Annotated in this window: 16 protein-coding genes and 1 pseudogene; 12 read left to right on the plus strand and 5 right to left on the minus strand. The window is 62.1% G+C overall.

What is annotated here, in order from left to right:
• Positions 1-3: 3 nt before the first annotated feature.
• A complete protein-coding gene (gene trxA, locus ACP92_RS14125; protein WP_013234797.1) occupies positions 4-336 on the minus strand; it encodes a thioredoxin in 333 nt (110 codons plus the stop codon).
• A gap of 430 nt (positions 337-766) precedes the next feature.
• Positions 767-1078 (minus strand): annotated as a pseudogene (locus ACP92_RS14130) (VOC family protein); the annotation flags it as partial.
• A 516-nt stretch (positions 1079-1594) separates the two neighbouring features.
• Between ACP92_RS14130 and ACP92_RS14135 the strand changes: the two are divergent.
• The 12 genes from ACP92_RS14135 to ACP92_RS14190 all read left to right on the plus strand — a co-directional run bounded on the left by ACP92_RS14135 (position 1595) and on the right by ACP92_RS14190 (position 11673).
• Positions 1595-2815, plus strand: a complete 1221-nt coding sequence (locus ACP92_RS14135; protein WP_013234799.1) for an IscS subfamily cysteine desulfurase — start codon at positions 1595-1597, stop codon at positions 2813-2815.
• Between the two features lie 13 nt (positions 2816-2828).
• Positions 2829-3278 (plus strand): Fe-S cluster assembly scaffold IscU, encoded by a 450-nt coding sequence (gene iscU / locus ACP92_RS14140; RefSeq protein WP_013234800.1) that lies wholly within the window; start codon positions 2829-2831, stop codon positions 3276-3278.
• A gap of 43 nt (positions 3279-3321) precedes the next feature.
• The gene (gene erpA, locus ACP92_RS14145; RefSeq protein WP_013234801.1) at positions 3322-3678 is read left to right on the plus strand and encodes an iron-sulfur cluster insertion protein ErpA; all 357 of its coding nucleotides are present in this window, start codon (positions 3322-3324) and stop codon (positions 3676-3678) included.
• Between the two features lie 12 nt (positions 3679-3690).
• Positions 3691-4011, plus strand: a complete 321-nt coding sequence (gene iscA, locus ACP92_RS14150; protein ID WP_013234802.1) for an iron-sulfur cluster assembly protein IscA — start codon at positions 3691-3693, stop codon at positions 4009-4011.
• A 3-nt stretch (positions 4012-4014) separates the two neighbouring features.
• On the plus strand, positions 4015-5943 hold the full coding sequence (gene hscA, locus ACP92_RS14155; protein WP_013234803.1) for a Fe-S protein assembly chaperone HscA: 1929 nt from the start codon (positions 4015-4017) through the stop codon (positions 5941-5943).
• 51 nt (positions 5944-5994) lie between these two features.
• Positions 5995-6333, plus strand: coding sequence for an ISC system 2Fe-2S type ferredoxin (fdx, locus tag ACP92_RS14160; protein WP_013234804.1), 339 nt, complete (start codon positions 5995-5997; stop codon positions 6331-6333).
• Between the two features lie 209 nt (positions 6334-6542).
• On the plus strand, positions 6543-7673 hold the full coding sequence (nifV, locus tag ACP92_RS14165; protein WP_013234805.1) for a homocitrate synthase: 1131 nt from the start codon (positions 6543-6545) through the stop codon (positions 7671-7673).
• Positions 7674-7740: 67 nt separating this feature from the next.
• Positions 7741-8070, plus strand: a complete 330-nt coding sequence (gene nifW / locus ACP92_RS14170; protein ID WP_013234806.1) for a nitrogenase stabilizing/protective protein NifW — start codon at positions 7741-7743, stop codon at positions 8068-8070.
• 22 nt (positions 8071-8092) lie between these two features.
• Positions 8093-8938, plus strand: a complete 846-nt coding sequence (locus ACP92_RS14175) for an electron transfer flavoprotein subunit beta/FixA family protein (RefSeq protein WP_013234807.1) — start codon at positions 8093-8095, stop codon at positions 8936-8938.
• A gap of 31 nt (positions 8939-8969) precedes the next feature.
• On the plus strand, positions 8970-10064 hold the full coding sequence (locus ACP92_RS14180) for an electron transfer flavoprotein subunit alpha/FixB family protein (RefSeq protein WP_013234808.1): 1095 nt from the start codon (positions 8970-8972) through the stop codon (positions 10062-10064).
• Positions 10065-10084: 20 nt separating this feature from the next.
• Positions 10085-11383: an FAD-dependent oxidoreductase gene (locus ACP92_RS14185; protein WP_013234809.1), complete on the plus strand. Its 1299-nt coding sequence runs from the start codon at positions 10085-10087 to the stop codon at positions 11381-11383.
• Positions 11380-11673: a ferredoxin family protein gene (locus tag ACP92_RS14190; protein WP_006463103.1), complete on the plus strand. Its 294-nt coding sequence runs from the start codon at positions 11380-11382 to the stop codon at positions 11671-11673. Before ACP92_RS14185 ends, ACP92_RS14190 begins: the two co-directional genes overlap by 4 nt.
• A gap of 81 nt (positions 11674-11754) precedes the next feature.
• Here the strand turns inward: ACP92_RS14190 and modC are convergent, their stop codons facing one another.
• Genes modC through modA form a run of 3 tightly spaced genes read right to left on the minus strand, consistent with a single transcriptional unit; the run spans position 11755 to position 14385 of the window.
• Positions 11755-12873 (minus strand): molybdenum ABC transporter ATP-binding protein, encoded by a 1119-nt coding sequence (gene modC / locus ACP92_RS14195; protein WP_013234810.1) that lies wholly within the window; start codon positions 12871-12873, stop codon positions 11755-11757.
• Positions 12870-13622, minus strand: coding sequence for a molybdate ABC transporter permease subunit (modB, locus tag ACP92_RS14200; RefSeq protein WP_013234811.1), 753 nt, complete (start codon positions 13620-13622; stop codon positions 12870-12872). Before modB ends, modC begins: the two co-directional genes overlap by 4 nt.
• A 7-nt stretch (positions 13623-13629) precedes the next feature.
• Complete coding sequence (gene modA / locus ACP92_RS14205) at positions 13630-14385, minus strand: molybdate ABC transporter substrate-binding protein (protein WP_013234812.1); 756 nt, start codon at positions 14383-14385, stop codon at positions 13630-13632.
• Between the last annotated feature and the right edge of the window lie 34 nt (positions 14386-14419).

The following is a 14419-nucleotide window of genomic DNA, read 5'->3' on the forward strand; positions in this document are numbered from 1 at the left end:
GGCTCAAAGCTCCAACTGGTCTTCGATAAAGGTCACCAGGCGTGTCTTGCTCTGCATGCCAACCAGGCGCGCGCGCTCTACGCCATCGACGAACAGCAGTATCGACGGCAGGCCGCGCACGCTGTATTTCTCCATATGCTGCTTGTTTTCGTCGGCATTGACCTTGGCGATGCGCAGCGTATCGTGGAACTCTTCGGCCAGATCGGCCAGCAGCGGCGCCAGCATCTTGCAGGGCATGCACCAGGGAGCCCAGAAGTCCACCAGGACGGCTTGCGAGGATTGCAGGACATCGGCCTCAAAAGAGGCGTCGGTCACGGTAATGATGTTGCTCGACATGAAATTTCCTTGAAGCCTGTTGATGATCTGAAAACAGGAGCAGGCAGCAAGATCATGAATCGGCTCAGGTTGATCTGCTGCTGGCGATATGCTGCGGGCCATCGGGCATCGGGCATATCGACCATGCGAAGTATCATCGAATGGCGACGCGAAGATCACGACAGTTGATGTGATGAAAAACTTGGCTGTCATGACCATTCGATCATGACAGCTAAGTCCTGCTTTGCATTGGCGCAGATTCAGGCCAGCGATTACGGCGTTCGGAATCTGGCCTGGCCCATTTCCTGAGCACGACCAACTGCTCCGCGTCGAGTTGCGGAAGCACTTCGGGTGGCGGGCACACCGCATATCGGTCACGCCCATTGCGACCACGCTTGACGTCATTCCAGGTCTGCATTGTTAAGCCAATAACGGAGCGCGCTTTCCTGACTTAATTTACCGGTTCTGAAATCTCAATCAGATTCAAATCCGGATCCCGCACATAAACCGACCGTATCTTCCGCGTCGCCCCGGTCCGCAAAACAGGACCCTCAATGATGGGCCAGTTCATTTCCTGCAGGCGAGCGATCACCTTCTCCAACGGCACGGACGCCATGAAGCACAGGTCCAGCGCGCCCGGGACAGGCAGATGCGCTTTCGGCTCGAATTCCTTGCCGCGTACATGTAGGTTGATTTTCTGGTTACCGAAACGAAAGGCGATGCGCCCTTGCCCGGAGGTCTCCAGCGTCATCCCTAGCACTTCTGCACTGAGCCAGGCGGAAAGCCTGGCTGTGAAGTCATCAAGCGGGCCTGGCGAACGCCTCGCTGGATAAGCGGGTTCGCTGACATCGGATCGGATGTAACGGCGAGCTGCGTTGCGGGAAATGTCGATCCTACGGGCGATTTCCCGAATTGAGATGTGGTCTCTGATGTGCCAGCGTCGAGTAGGGCCGCGCCTATCACTCCATTCTCCTGCCCGCTGTCATGAGCAGGATCGTTGTCTAAACATGGGGCAACTGTGGATGCAGATTTCCGCGGAAAGTAGGTCAGTTTTCAATGCAAATCAACACCGTCGCATAAGAAACAAAATCGGCGTCCCTATCGTCACGAACCCAACAAAAACGACAATCGCGCAAGCAGAGACATAGCCCCAAAAAACAAATTTCTCCTTTTAATTCAAAAGGTTAACGGAAATTATTTGCATGGCATGCTCTTTGCTGAAGCCGATATCGTAGCCAGGCACAGACCCGTTCTCCCACACAGTTTGCCGGAGCCCACCATGCACTCCTCCTTATCACTACCGATCTACCTGGATTATTCGGCGACCACCCCGGTCGATCCGCGGGTTGCTCAAAAGATGATCCCCTATCTGACCGATATTCCGGGTAACCCGGCCAGCCGCTCGCACAGCTTCGGCTGGGCCGCCGAAGCGGCGGTCGAACATGCACGCGAGCAAGTCGCCGCACTGGTCAACGCCGACGTGCGCGAAATCATCTGGACCTCCGGCGCCACCGAGTCCAACAACCTGGCCATCAAGGGCGCCGCTGAATTCCTGCGCAGTAAGGGGCGCCACCTCATCACCGTCAAGACCGAACACAAGGCCGTGCTCGACACCATGCGCGAGCTGGAACGACGCGGTTTTGAAGTGACCTATCTGGAGGTCGGCAGCAACGGTCTGCTCGACCTGGCTGCCTTCGAAGCAGCCTTGCGGCCCGATACCATCCTGGCCTCAGTGATGTACGTCAATAACGAAATCGGCGTGATCCAGGACATCGCTGCATTGGGCGACATCTGCCGCGCACGGGGCGTACTTCTGCACGTGGATGCCGCCCAGGCTACCGGCAAGGTGGCCATCGACCTGGCGCGCCTGAAGGTCGACCTGATGTCGTTCTCGGCCCACAAGACCTATGGCCCCAAGGGCATCGGCGCCTTGTACGTGGGACGCAAGCCGCGCGTTCGGCTGGAGGCGCAGATGCATGGCGGCGGACATGAACGCGGCCTGCGCTCGGGCACCCTGGCCACTCACCAGATCGTCGGCATGGGTGAAGCCTTCGAACTGGCACGCCTGGCCATGGGCACCGAGAACGAACGCATCCGCATGTTGCGTGACCGCCTGCACGCCGGCTTCGCTGATATCGAGGAATGCTTCGTCAATGGCGACCTGGAGCGTCGCGTGCCGCACAACCTCAATGTCAGTTTCAACTATGTCGAGGGCGAATCGCTGCTCATGGCCATCAAGGATGTGGCGGTGTCTTCCGGGTCGGCCTGCACCTCGGCCAGCCTGGAACCCTCCTATGTCCTGCGCGCACTGGGCATGTCGGATGAACTGGCGCACAGCTCGATCCGCTTTTCCATCGGCCGCTTCACCACTGTCGAAGAGATCGACTTCACCGTGAACGTGATCCGTGAAAAGGTGGGCAAGCTGCGCGCACTCTCGCCGCTGTGGGATATGTACAAGGACGGCGTTGACCTCTCCACGGTGCAATGGGCTGCACACTGACAAGGAGCACATCATGGCTTACAGCGACAAACTGATGGACCACTACGAAAACCCGCGCAACGTCGGCAGTTTCGACAAGGACGACACCAGCGTGGCCACCGGCATGGTCGGCGCACCTGCCTGCGGCGACGTGATGAAGCTGCAGATCAAGGTCGATCACAACGGCATCATCGAAGACGCCAAATTCAAGACCTATGGCTGCGGCTCGGCCATCGCCTCTTCCTCCCTGGTGACCGAATGGCTCAAGGGACGCACCCTCGACCAGGCGCTGGACATCAAGAACACCGCCATCGCCGACGAACTGGCCTTGCCGCCGGTGAAGATCCACTGCTCCATCCTGGCCGAAGACGCCATCAAGGCCGCCGTGGCGGATTACCGCAGCCGGCATGACGCCGCGCCCGAGGTCCAGCAGGCGGCCCCTGCTCCCAAGCAATACCCGATCTGCGCGCCCATCGCCGACTAAGACGGCACGGCCGGTTCTCATTCCCATTTCCTGGAGGTCCATCATGTCCGATACCGACAGCATCACCGCCGACGCCCCCCTCATCTTTACCGATTCGGCCGTGGCCAAGGTCAGCGAGTTGATCAGCGAAGAAGGCAATACCGAACTCAAGCTGCGCATCTACGTCAGCGGCGGCGGTTGCTCCGGCTTCGAATATGGCTTTGCCTTCGACGATGCCGTCAACGAAGACGACTTTTGCATCGAGCGCAACGGTGTCTCGCTGCTGGTCGATGCCATGAGCATGCAATACCTCAATGGTGCCGAGATCGGCTACGAAGAAGGCCTGGAAGGCTCCCGCTTCATCATCAAGAATCCCAATGCCACCACCACCTGTGGCTGCGGCAGTTCATTCTCGGTCTGAGGAGGCAAGGCGATGAGCATCACCCTCACTGAAAACGCCGCGCGCCGCGTACACGCCTTCCTGGCCAAGCGCAGCGCTGTCGGCTTGCGCCTGGCAGTCAAGACCAGCGGCTGCTCCGGCATGGCTTACGCGCTCGAATATGCCGACGTCGCCGAGCCGCAGGATGTGCGCTTCGAAAGCCATGGCGTGACCGTGCTGATCGATCCCAAGAGCCTGCCCTACCTGGATGGCACCGAGCTGGACTTCGTGCGCGAAGGGCTCAACGAAGGCTTCAAGTTCAACAATCCCAACGCCAAGAACCAGTGCGGTTGCGGCGAAAGCTTCGCGGTCTAGGCCATGTCCCTGCTCCAGATCGCCGAACCTGGCCGCAGCACAGCGCCCCACCAGCACCGGCTGGCGGTGGGCATCGACCTGGGCACCACCAATTCGCTGGTGGCCACGGTCCAGTCCGGTCAGGCCCGCATCCTGCCGGATGAGGCCGGGCAGGCGCTGCTGCCCTCGGTGGTGCGCTATCTGCCGGCCCATTCCCTGCAGCCGGCAGACCGGCCACCGGCCGTCGTCGGCCATGCCGCCAAGGCCGCGCAGAGCGATGATCCGCGCAATACCCTGTCCTCCATCAAGCGCCTGATGGGACGTGACCGCGCTGACATCAGCGCAGGCAACAGCGCTGACATGCCCTACGCCTTCATCGACAAGCCCGGCCTGGTACAGATCGACACTGCTGCGGGCATCAAAACACCCATCGACGTATCGGCCGACATCCTGCGGGTATTGCGCCAGCGGGCCGAAGCCTCACTGGGGGGCGAACTGAGCGGTGCGGTCATCACGGTGCCGGCCTACTTCGACGACGCCCAGCGCCAGGCCACCAAGGATGCCGCGCGCCTGGCCGGCTTGAATGTACTACGGCTGCTCAATGAACCCACAGCGGCCGCCATCGCCTATGGCCTCGACCAGGCTGCCGAAGGCGTGTTCGCTATCTATGACCTGGGTGGCGGCACCTTTGACATTTCCATCCTCAAGCTCTCACGCGGGGTCTTTGAAGTGCTGGCCACCAATGGGGATGGCGCTCTGGGTGGCGATGATTTCGATCGCTGCATCCATGACTGGATCGTCGACCAGAGTCCGCTGGCAAGCGCAGAGCTCACCACGCAAGATACCCGGCGCCTGCTCACTGCTGCGCGCCAGGCCAAGGAAACCCTGAGCCGGGAGACCAGCGCGACCATCGAACTGAACCTGTCCTCCGGGCAGGCCGTGCAACTGGCGTTGACGCGCGAGGTATTTGCGTCCATCAGCCAGGGCTTGCTGGCCCGTACCCTGCTGCCCACCCGCAAGGCGCTGCGCGACGCAGGATTAGGCGTCTCCGAGATCGACGGCGTGGTCCTGGTCGGAGGATCGACGCGGATGCCGCAGGTGCGCGCCGCCGTGGCCGACTTCTTCGGCCAGCCGCCCTTGACCGATCTCGATCCGGACCAGGTCGTGGCGCTGGGCGCGGCCATGCAGGCCAATGTCCTGGCCGGCAATCGCCAGCAAAGCGACTGGCTGCTGCTGGATGTCTGTCCGCTCTCGCTGGGTCTGGAAACCATGGGCGGCCTGGTCGAAAAGATCATCCCGCGCAACTCCACCATTCCGGTGGCACGGGCACAGGAATTCACCACCTTCAAGGATGGCCAGACCGCCATGAGCGTGCACGTGCTGCAAGGCGAACGGGAACTGGTGGCCGACTGCCGCTCCCTGGCGCGCCTGGAGTTGCGCGGCATTCCTCCCATGGTGGCCGGTGCGGCCCGTATCCGCGTGACTTTCCAGATCGATGCCGACGGGCTGCTGTCGGTCTCGGCACGCGAACAAAGCACCGGCGTGGAAGCGGCCGTCACCGTCAAGCCCTCCTATGGACTGGATGACGCCAACATCGCCCGTATGCTCTCCGAAGCCGTAGGGCACGCCACCGATGACATGAAGATGCGCATGTTGCGTGAAGCCCAGGTCAATGCCCGCCAGGTGGCCGATGCCACCGACGCCGCCCTCAAGCGCGACGGCCACAGCCTGCTCAGCGCCACCGAACAGGCGCACATCCGCCAGCACCTCTATGCCCTGACGGAACTGATCGAAACCGCACGCGAAGCCAATGACGACAACATCGCTGCGCTCGGCCGCGCTTGCGATGCGCTGAACCAGGCCACCCAGGAATTCGCCGCCCGGCGCATGAATGCCAGTGTCTCGCTGGCCCTCTCAGGTCAGCGCCTCGACGCCATCGACCTGGCCTCATGACTTGATATTCCAACCCTGACCGGGGCCATCCCGGCCACATCGGGAGCTGCCATGCCGCACATCACCGTTCGTCCCCATCCCGTACTGTGCGCCGAAGGCAGCAGCTTCGATGCGCGCAGCGGCCAGTTCCTGTGCGATGCCTTGCTCAAGAACGGGATCGCGCTGGAGCACGCCTGCGAAAAATCCTGTGCCTGCTCCACCTGCCATGTGATCGTCCATGAGGGCTACGACTCGCTCGCGCCAGCCGGTGATGATGAAGAAGATCAGCTGGGCCGCGCCTGGGGATTGAGCGCACAGTCGCGCCTGGCGTGCCAGGTGGTCCTGAGACAGCAGGACCTGGTGATCGAGCTGCCCCTCTACACCGTCAATCTGGCACGCGAACGCGACTGAGGGCCGCGTGGTGCGCCCAGCCGGCGAGGCCTGACAAGACACGACAAACACGACAAAAGTGACAAGGGTAGCGGACTACCGAAAAACACCAGGCGAGTCACTTATCTCATTGATTTTTAATGGATTTATTTTGCAAGTCTGATTGGCACATGAATTGCTAAATCAGGATCAGAAGACATTTTTCGTATCGCATTGCCGGAGAATCCGAGATGGTCACAATCAATGACACTACCCTGCGCGACGGCGAACAGACTGCCGGTGTTGCCTTCACTGCGGAAGAAAAAATCGACATCGCGCGCGCCCTCGACGAGATCGGCGTGCCGGAGATGGAAATCGGCATTCCCATCATGGGCCAGGCCGAAATCGAGGTGATCCAGGCCATCGCCGCGCTGCCCCTGCGCAGCAAGACCATGGTATGGGGCCGCATGTGCGAAGCCGACCTGGCTGCCGCCGCGCGCTGCAACGCCGATATCGTCAACCTGTCCATGCCGGTGTCGGACATCCATATCCAGCACAAGCTGCAACGCGACCGCGACTGGGTGCTGGCGCAGATCCGGCATTTCCTGCCCAAGGCACTGGACCTGGGCATGGAGGTTTGCCTCGGTGGCGAGGATTCCTCCCGGGCCGACCTGGACTTCATGTTGCGGGTGATCGAGACGGCCCAGGCCGCCGGCGCCCGGCGCTTCCGCTTTGCCGATACGCTGGGGCTGCTTGATCCCTTTGCGACTTATGAAGTGATCCGCCAGTTGCGCCAGGAAGTCGACATCGAACTGGAAATGCACGCCCACAACGACCTGGGCCTGGCCACGGCCAACACCCTGGCCGCCATCAATGCCGGCGCCAGCCACGTCAACACCACTGTCAACGGTCTGGGCGAGCGCGCGGGCAATGCGCCGCTGGAAGAAGTGGTGATGGGCTTGCGCCATCTGCATGGCATCGAGACCCAGGTCGATACACGTTCTCTTCCGGCCATTTCCAGGCTGGTGGCCAAGGCCTCCGGCAAGGCGGTGGCGCCCAACAAGAGCATCGTCGGCGAAGCCGTGTTCACGCATGAATCGGGTATCCACGTGGACGGCCTGCTCAAGAACCCGGCCAACTATGAACACTTCAGCCCGGCCGAACTGGGCCGCAGCCATCACATCGTGCTGGGCAAGCATTCCGGCTCGCGCGGCGTCAAGGATGCCTTCGCCAAGATGGGGATACTGCTCTCGGATAGCCAGGCGCAAGCCATGCTCATGCGCATCCGTGATCACACCATGGTGGCCAAGGCGGCGCCCAGCGAAGATGAGCTTACGCGTTTCTTCCTGGAAAGTGGCGCCTGTGCGGCCAGCCAGATGTAAGCATTTCGGTTCGCCCGTTCCCGCGCGCTGCGCCTGTGTTCCTCTCAACCCAGAAAGAGAGCCCGTCATGCTGACCTTGGCCGAAAAACTGAAGCAACTGTCCGCCGCCGAAGAGTTCCTCGATTTCTTCGGGGTGCCTTACCAGCAAGCGGTCGTGAACGTCAATCGCCTGCACATCTTGAAGCGCTTCTACCAGTACATGCGCCAGGAGCGCGGGCTGGATGAGCTGGACGAGGTGGAGATGTTCAAGAAGCTGCGTGCCATGCTGGCCGCAGCCTATGACGACTTCGTCCATTCCACGCCAGCACAGGAAAAAGTGTTCAAGGTTTTCCAGGATGCCCACGGCAAGTCGGTATCGCTGGAGATGCTGCGCATGTCCCTGCCGGCCAAGGCTTGAGCTTGCCCTTTTGGAGAACACCATGCATATCGTCGTTTGTATCAAGCAAGTACCCGATAGCGCCCAGATCCGCGTGCATCCGGTCACCAACACCATCATGCGCCAGGGTGTGCCGGCCATCATCAACCCCTACGACTTGTTTTCGCTGGAAGAAGCCCTGCGTATCAAGGACCAGGTCGGCGGGCGGGTGACGGTGTTGACCATGGGGCCGCCGCAGGCGGAGGCAGCGCTGCGCAAATGCATTTCCTTCGGCGCCGATGACGCCATCCTGGTGACCGACCGCGCCTTTGCCGGTGCCGACACGCTGGCCACGTCCTATGCGCTGGCCTCCGCTATCCAGCGCATCTCGCAAGACCAGGCAGTCGATCTGGTCCTGGCCGGCAAGCAGACCATCGACGGCGATACGGCCCAGGTCGGCCCGGGCATCGCCAAGCGGCTCGATCTGCAATTGCTGACCTATGTCTCCAAGATCGTGTCATTGGACCCGATTGCGCGCGAAATCGTCATCCAGCGCCGTGCCGAAGGCGGGGTGCAGGTGCTCCAGACCCGGCTGCCCTGCCTCATCACCATGCTCGAAGGCAGCAACGAGATGCGCTTTGCCACCATGGAAAACATGTTCCGCGCCGCCCGCCATCCGATCCGTACCTGGGACCGTACCGCTGCCGGCATCGAGGACATCAGCAAGATCGGCTTGAAGGGCTCGCCCACCGTGGTGAGCAAGGTGTTTGCGCCCAAGCCCAATGCGCGCCGTGCCGAGATCATCACGGCCGAAGGCGACGAAGCGCGCGACCTGGCGGTCACCCTGGTCGGCAAGCTCTTCACGCAACACCCGAAACTGGGTGAGGCCATTGCCAGGAAGGTCGCTTGATCCACCCCACATCGATTCTACGAGGCACAGCATGAACCAAGAGAAACCTGCTCCAGAGCGCAAAGGCGGCAAGGGAAAATACGAACTGGACGAACGCCTCAAGGCCTATCAAGGCGTTTGGGTATTCATCGAACACGAGCGCGGCGAAGTCCATCCGGTCTCCTGGGAGCTGCTGGGCGAAGGCCGCAAGCTGGCCGACCAGCTCGGCGTGTCACTCTCGGGCGTGGTATTGGGTGCGCCCGACCTGGCGACCCGCCAGTTCTGCGAACAGGCGTTCCACCATGGTGCCGATAGCTGTTACCTGATGGCCGACCCTACCCTGTCGGCCTATCGTAACCAGCCCTTCACCAAGGGCCTTACCGATCTGGTCAACCGCTATCAGCCGGAAATCCTGCTGCTGGGAGCGACCGCGCAAGGGCGCGACCTGGCCGGCAGTGTCGCCACCACGCTCAAGACCGGCCTGACTGCCGACTGCACCGGGCTCACCATCGACATGGAAAACCGCAGCATGGCGGCATCGCGTCCGACCTTTGGCGGCAGCCTGCTGTGTACCATCCTGACGCTGAACTACCGGCCGCAGATGGCCACCGTGCGGCCGCGCGTGATGGCCATGCCGGAGCCCGACCGCAGCCGCAGCGGCCAGATCATCGAACACCCGCTGTGCCTGGTCGAGAGCGACATCATCACCAAGGTACTCGAATACATTCCCGACAATCAGCAGGACAAGCCACAGCTACCCTTTGCCGACATCATCGTGGCCGGTGGACGCGGCATGAAGCGGGCCGAGAATTTCCAGCTGATCTGGGACCTGGCCATGGTGCTGGGGGCCGAGGTGGGAGCCACGCGTCCGGTGGTGCAAGCCAACTGGGTCCAGGCCGAGCGCCAGGTCGGACAATCCGGCAAGACCGTGCGGCCCAAGCTGTATATCGCGGCCGGTATCTCGGGCGCCATCCAGCACCGTGTCGGCATGGCCGATTCGGACGTGATCATTGCCATCAACAGTGATCCCAACGCCCCCATCTTCGATTTCGCCAGCTACGGCATCGTCGGGAACGCCATGACCATCCTGCCGGCCTTGACCGAGGCCTTCCGTCAACAACTGACCACGATGCGCATGGCGAGCTGAGCCACAACAGGGAGAACAGCATGACTGAAAAATTCGATGCCATCGTAGTCGGCGCCGGCCCCTCCGGCAATGCCTGCGCCTACACCATGGCCAAGGCCGGACTGAAGGTGCTGCAGATCGAACGGGGGGAATATCCCGGCTCCAAGAACGTGCAAGGCGCCATCCTTTACTCGGATGCGCTGGAACGGATCATTCCGGACTTTCGTGAGGACGCGCCGCTGGAGCGCCACATCATTGAGCAGCGCATGTGGGTGCTCGACGACCAGTCCTTCATCGGTGGCCACTACCGCTCGGAAGACTTCAACAAGCCGCCCTACAACCGCTACACCATCATCCGCGCCCAGTTCGACAAATGGTTTTCGCAGAAGGTGCAAGAGGCTGGCGCCCTGCTGATCTGCGAGACCACCGTGACCGATCTGCTCATGGATGGTCAGCGCGTCGTGGGCGTGCAGACCGATCGCGTGGGCGGCTCGATCTATGCCGACATCGTGGTGCTGGCCGATGGCGTCAATTCGGTGCTGGCCCGCAAGGCCGGCTTTCGCCCCGAGCTCGATCCGGCCGAGGTGGCGCTGGCGGTCAAAGAAATCCATTTCATGCCCGAAGAGACCATCGCCAGCCGCTTCAACGTCAGCGGCGATGCCGGCGTGGTCATCGAAATGATCGGCAAGATCACCAAGGGCATGATGGGTACCGGCTTCCTCTACACCAACCGCGACTCGGTGACTATCGGCGTGGGCTGCATGTTGTCCGACCTCAAACGACAGAAATGCTCGCCCTACCAACTGCTGGAAGACATGAAGGCCCATCCGGCTATCGCTCCCTTGCTCGAAGGCGGAGAAATGAAGGAGTATGCAGCCCACCTCATTCCCGAGGGCGGCTACCACTCCATTCCCTGCCTCTATGGCAGTGGCTGGATCGTCGTCGGCGACTCCGGCATGTTCGTCAACGCGGTACATCGTGAAGGGTCCAACCTTGCCATGACCAGCGGTCGCCTGGCAGCCGAAACCGTGATCGCCCTGCGTGCCGAAGGGCTGCCCCTGACCGAACGCAACCTGGCGCGCTACCGCACCGCGCTCAACGAAAGCTTCGTCATCAAGGACCTGAAGAAATACCGCGCCCTGCCCGGCATCTTCCACCGCAACCCGCACCTGCTGAGCACCTATCCCGAACTGCTCAATCAGGCCGCGCACCACATGCTCAAGGTCGACGGGACCGACAAGAAATCCAAGGAACGAGACATCCGGCGCAGCTTCACCCAGCGGCGCTCCTTATTCGGATTGGTGGGTGATGCCTACAAAATGTGGAGGGCTTTCGAATGAGCACGTCCAAGGTCGAGGAAAAACTGTTCCAGAACCGCTACAAGATCGACAGCGGCCGTCCGCACATCGCCATCAAGAACCAGTCGGTATGCGCCGATCAATGCAAGACCCAGCAATGCCTGACTTGCTGCCCGGCCGGTTGCTATACCGCCGAAGGCGGGGGCCAGATCCTGCTGACCACCGATGGCTGCCTGGAATGCGGCACCTGCCGCGTGATCTGCACCGAACATCGCAACGTGGCCTGGGAATATCCACGTGGCGGCTATGGCATCCTGTTCAAGTTCGGCTGAGGGCCGCCATGGCGAATGGCCGCATCGCCAGTACGGCTGCGACCTTCCCGTGCGATCAAGAATCAAGCGGCTGCATCATGTCTATAACAAGGCCACCGACTTGATCTGTGCCCATACCGGCTGGCCCGCCACCAGCGCGAGTTGATCGCAGGAACGCCGCGTGATGCGCGCCAGCAGTTGCTCGCCGCCGGCATCCAGCACGGCCAGCACATGGGCTGGATGCTGCGCTGGCGCTAGTTTCAGTACCGTGGCCGACAGCCGGTTGAGGATGCTGCTGTCATGGCTGGGGCTCAAGGCCAGGCTGACGTCGCGCGCATGGATCTGCAGCCGCACCGACTGACCGACCGGCAATTCCCGGCGCGGCACGAAGATCTCGCCACCGGCCAGCACCAGGCGGGTCAGGTGATAGGTCTCGTCATGGGCGGCGACCTTGGCCTCGATCACCGCCCCGGCATCCTCGGCATGGGCCAGGGGCAGATCCAGTCGCGACAGCAGCGTGGTCAGAGGGCCACTGGCCAGGCAGCGGCCTTGCCGCATCAATACCAGCGTATCGGCCAGACGCGCGATTTCCTCGGGATGGTGGCTGATGTAGAGGATGGGAATGGCCAGCTCGTCGCGCAGGCGTTCCAGGTAAGGCAGGATATCGCGCTTGCGGTCGTTGTCCAGCGCGGCCATCGGTTCGTCCATGAGCAACAGGCGCGGTGCCGTGAACAGGGCGCGCGCGATGGCTACGCGCTGACGCTCGCCGCCCGACAGGGCCGAGGGCATGGACTGCAGCAACGCAGCGATGCCTAGCAGGTCGATGATCTTCTGGCGTGACGCGGCGCTGGACACGGCCCCGCTGCGACGCGCACCATAATCCAGATTGCGGCTCACCGACAGATGCGGCAACAGGCTGGCCTCCTGGAATACATATCCGAGCGCGCGCCGATGGGTCGGCAAAAAATACTGGCGCTGAGAATCTTGCCAGACCTCGCCGTTGACCTCCAGATAACCTCGGCTCGGACGCAGCAGGCCCGCCATGCAGCGCAGGAAGGTGGTCTTGCCGCAGCCGGAGGGTCCGCTCAAGGCGCTTACGCCCTGTCCCGGCAATGTCAGATCCAGGTCAAGCTGGAACTCGCCTGCGCCACCATAGCCATAGGCCATCTTCGCGATGATCCCGGGCTGTGCGATGCTGGGTCCAACCATGGCTTGCTTCATGTCGTCCTCCTGGTGGCATCGCCGGATTGTGCCGTCGCTTCCTGCGGTGCGCGGCCACTCTTGCCTGCCTTGAGCCTGGTCTTGCCGGCACGCCCCAGACGCATCATCACCAACAGCACAAGGAAGGAAAACACCAGCATCGCGCCCGCCAGGCGGTGCGCCTGGGCGTATTCGAAGGCTTCCACGTGGTCATAGATCTGCATCGACAAGACCCGTGTCTTGCCGGGGATGTTGCCGCCGATCATCAGCACCACGCCGAACTCGCCCACGGTATGGGCAAAACCGAGTACCGCTGCCGTCAGGAAGCCCGGCCCGGCCAAGGGTACGGCCACGGTAAAAAAAGCATCCAGCGGCGAGGCGCGCAAGGTGGCCGCTACTTCCATGGGCCTTTCGCCCACGGCCTCGAAGGCGTTCTGCAAGGGTTGGACCACGAAGGGCATCGAATAGAGCAGCGAGGCCAGCACCAGTCCGCCAAAACTGAAGGGCAGCAAGCCCAGCCCCAATGCCTGGGTGAGCTGGCCCACCGGCCCTTGCGGTCCCATGAGCACCAACAGATAGAACCCCAGCACGGCCGGCGGCAATACCAGCGGCAAGGCCACGACTGCGGCCACCCCATGGCGCCAGCCCGAGCGCGTGCGTGCCAGCCACCAGGCCAGCGGGGTACCCAGCAACAGCAGCAGCACCGTGACGATGCTGGCCAGGCTCAGTGTCAGGCGCACCGCGCTCCAGTCTTCGGCGGTCAACCACATGGCTGGCCTAGCGATCGAGCTCGTAGCCGTAGCCACGGATGACCTGGCGCGCCGGTTCGCTCTTGAGGTAAGTCATCAGCGCCAGCGCGGCCGGATGGTCACGGCCTTTTTCCAACAGGACTGCGTCCTGCAGGATCGGCGCATATAGGTCGGCCGGCACGATCCAGGCCGAGCCGTCGGCGATCTGTCCGTTCCTGACCACTTGCGACAAGGCCACGAAGCCGAGCAAGGCATTGCCGCTGGCGATGAACTGGTAAGCCTGGTTGACGTTTTCTGCCTGCACGATCTTGGGCCGCAATGCCTCTTCAAGCCCCAGCTTCTGCATCGTCTGCACGCCCGCCAGGCCATACGGCGCCAGCTTGGGATTGGCCAGCGACAGATGCTCGAAGGCGCCCTTCTTCAGGATCTCGCCCTGCGCGTCCACCACGCCCGGCTTGGCGCTCCAGAGCACCAGCTTGCCGCGGGCATAGGTGAAGCGCGTGCCGGCTACCGCGGTCTTCTGCTTTTCCAGCAGAGCGGGCGTGTCGGCGTCCGCCGCCAGCAAGATCTCGAATGGCGCGCCATTGTTGATCTGGGCATAGAACTGACCGGTGGAGCCGAACGCCGCCACCACCTTGTGACCGGTGGCCTGCTCGAACGCGGCGGCGATCTGCTTGAACGGCTGGGTGAAATTGGCCGCCACGGCCACGTGGACTTCCTCGGCATGGACAACTGGCATCAGCAGCCACAGCCAGGTACAGGCCAGCATCAGGGTGCGCAACATGGACTTGTTCCTTGAAAAAAGATGCGAATGAAGA

It is taken from the genome of Herbaspirillum seropedicae (assembly GCF_001040945.1).
Classification (GTDB): domain Bacteria; phylum Pseudomonadota; class Gammaproteobacteria; order Burkholderiales; family Burkholderiaceae_D; genus Herbaspirillum; species Herbaspirillum seropedicae.